At 49.0% G+C, this 2,875-nt stretch carries 5 protein-coding genes; all 5 read left to right on the top strand.

The window, feature by feature from the left end; genetic code table 11:
• The first annotated feature begins 103 nt into the window (after positions 1-103).
• Entirely contained in the window at positions 104-286 is a 183-nt protein-coding gene (locus tag ABYP33_RS18310) for a hypothetical protein (RefSeq protein WP_372809466.1), read from the top strand.
• Between the two features lie 214 nt (positions 287-500).
• Complete coding sequence (locus ABYP33_RS18315) at positions 501-890, top strand: CHC2 zinc finger domain-containing protein (protein WP_373092698.1); 390 nt, start codon at positions 501-503, stop codon at positions 888-890.
• A complete protein-coding gene (locus ABYP33_RS18320) occupies positions 887-1,666 on the top strand; it encodes a Lin1244/Lin1753 domain-containing protein (protein ID WP_373092700.1) in 780 nt (259 codons plus the stop codon). Before ABYP33_RS18315 ends, ABYP33_RS18320 begins: the two co-directional genes overlap by 4 nt.
• Positions 1,663-2,607 carry a DnaB-like helicase C-terminal domain-containing protein gene (locus ABYP33_RS18325; RefSeq protein ID WP_373092702.1) on the top strand — a complete coding sequence of 315 codons (945 nt, stop codon included), beginning with the start codon at positions 1,663-1,665 and terminating at the stop codon, positions 2,605-2,607. Before ABYP33_RS18320 ends, ABYP33_RS18325 begins: the two co-directional genes overlap by 4 nt.
• Positions 2,608-2,651: 44 nt before the next feature.
• A partial coding sequence (locus ABYP33_RS18330) for a hypothetical protein (protein ID WP_373092704.1) occupies positions 2,652-2,875 on the top strand: 224 nt, incomplete at its 3' end.

Genomic DNA, 2,875 nt, shown 5'->3' on the forward strand with positions numbered 1-2,875 from the left:
CATTTGAGAAGGTCGATTTAACCCCGCAAAACAGAGGCGCAGCGAAGCGGAGTCCGACTGATTTTGCTTTGTTATACGGACTACTAACTACGGAGTGATACTAATGCACAAGATAGAGGTTGAATGTCAGAACGACGACTGCGCAGAGTATTTCGGCGTTGATCTTGAATCAGAGGATTGCGGTGAAGGCACAACCCATGTTGCCACCTGCTACATGTGCGGCCACAAAACCCAATTTGATATTGAATACAGTGGCCCACAAGCGGGTAACGAGAAGGCCGTATAACACCGATATATACGACACTTGTCCAACTATTGCGGACTTGAGGCGCTCGATATGATCGCTTATAATACCCTTGTCGCTGCAAAATCAGTGGCCCACCGTGGAAAGTGGAAAAGGCAAAGCACTGCGAGGCTCTTTTAGTTGCCCTCCGGTGCCAGTTTTTTAACGGTGCTCGCCCTGGTTTCCACGACCGGGGGGCAATTAAAGGAGCTTTTTTGTGTCCAAAGCACAGGCAATAGTAGACCGGCTTCAGTTGGTCAAATCAGTGGGGGATGGCAAGTGGATGGCTTGCTGTCCAGCCCATGACGATAAATCCCCATCAATGCGCATTACGGAACTAAACGACGGCAGGGTTTTAATACACTGCTTCGCCGGATGCACCCCCCTAGATATGATGGCCGCAATTGGCCTTAATCTCCCCGATCTTTTCCCTGACGACCACTCTCAGCACTTCCGGCCAATAGGCCCGCGCAGGCGCAAAACTCCCTCCGAGGATGAATTTCTCATCGAGATATGCAAGTCTGCTAGGGCAGAGGGTCGCCGCCTGACCACAGAGGAAAAGCGGGCAGAGAGAGAGGCATTTTTGAGAATTCGAGGTGTTAAATGAAGTGGTTTAAACATTTTACGGACGCACACGACAGCAACGACCTAACAAAAGTTCGGATGCGTTATGGCGCAGAAGGGTATGCGGTTTATTGGTATTGTTTGGAGCTGATAGCGGGCGATTTAGGCACAAAAGATAGAATCACTTTTGAGCTAGAACATGACGCAGAAGTCATAGGATTCAACCTAAAAATAGACTCCATGAGGGTTCAAGAAATTATGAAATTCCTTGTCCATTTGGGGCTTTTTGATGAGACTAGCGGGGTAATAACGTGCCTTAAGCTGGCTAAGTACTTGGACAAAAAAACCACAAGAAACAAAAAGATACATGACATTATAGACGCTGCGAACGGTCTTATGTGTCTGCCTCAGACCGCCCCCGACTGTCCCCCGACAGTCACGGGACAGTCCCCCGACCGTCCCCGACTGTCCCCGCTAGATACAGATACAGATACAGATACAGAACAAAAACACTATCGTGAACAAGTTCACTCTGTCTTTGACTTTTGGCTTGAAGTAATGGCAAAGGGAGGTAATACGAAACTGACCCCCGAGAGAAAGTCGAAAATTAAAGCTAGACTCCGAGAGGGTTATTCTGTTGACGAAATAAAGCAGGCGATTGTGAATTGCTCTAAATCAGAGTTTCACATGGGGGTTAATGATAATGGTCGCAAATACGATGACCTTACGTTAATACTTAGAAACGGCGCAAAGCTGGAAGAGTTCAGAGACTTGTCAGGCGCTGGACAACAAAAACCACAAGGGCGTGATTGGATATGATAATTCCAAGCAACATAGACTTTTCCGAATACATCAACATGATTGGGGAGCAGGAAAGCCAAGAATTAAAGTTTGCGGGGGAGTTTGTTGATTCAACGATTGACCGGCTTGTTAACGGCAGGGAGATAACGGGCAGGTGCTTGCCGTGGACTAAGACGCACGACCACATAAGGCTTCGACCGGCTGAGTTGAGCATTTGGGCTGGGATTAACGGCCACAGGAAGTCAATGATATTGGGGCAGGTCATGTTATGGCTGGCAAAGGAATGCCGAGTTTGCATAGCCTCGCTGGAAATGGAGCCTGAAAGCACATTGTCACGCATGGCGATGCAGGCGGCTACGTGCAAGCCAACAGAACAGTTTGCACGGCAGATTCTGGAATTTCTCGATCAGCGTGTGGTTATTTATGACCAATTAGATACAGTTGAAGCTGAGCGCATTTTGGGGATGGTCAACTATGCCGCATCAGAGCTTAAGTGTGAACACATTGTGATTGACTCGCTGACAAAGTGCGGGCTTGGAACCGATGACTACACGGCACAAAAGCAGTTTGTTGACCGCCTCGCGTGGGTGGCCAAGCGGTTAAAAGTCCATATCCACCTTGTCTGTCACATGCGCAAGGGGATGGACGAAAGTCGCAAGCCTGGAAAGTTCGACGTTCGCGGCGCTTCCGAGATAACAGACCTTGCGGATAACGTGTTTGTAACGTGGAAAGACAAAAAACGGGACGAAGCGCGGCAACGTGTGGCGCTCGGTACGGCAACGGCAGACGATCAAGATATGCTGAAGGAAGATAAGCCAGATCAGATACTGACCGTGGCCAAACAGCGGCACGGCGAGTATGAAGGTTCTTTCGGCTTCTGGTTTCACGGTAAGTCTTTGCAGTTTACGCCGAATTCAGATAACCGCCCCCTACCTTACGTGATGTTTGGCAACGTATGACGATAACAGAGCTTGCCGCCCTTTGGGATTGGGAGGAATTGACAGTGAAATATGACCTAACAACAGACGACGCCATTGAGCAGTTTTTGAAAGACTTGGAGTTCCGCAAAAACAGCGGAATGTCGCGCACGATTCAGTTTGTGGATGCTGGCGAAGAGTTTGAGCCGGAAAAGAAAAAGCGCACAGGCAAGCAAAACCGAAGCCTATGGAAGTGGGCGACACAATACGCGGATGCTCTGAATGATGCCGGATGGGATATGAAACGAGC

This window comes from Zhongshania sp. (assembly GCF_041584495.1).
Lineage (GTDB): Bacteria > Pseudomonadota > Gammaproteobacteria > Pseudomonadales > Spongiibacteraceae > Spongiibacter.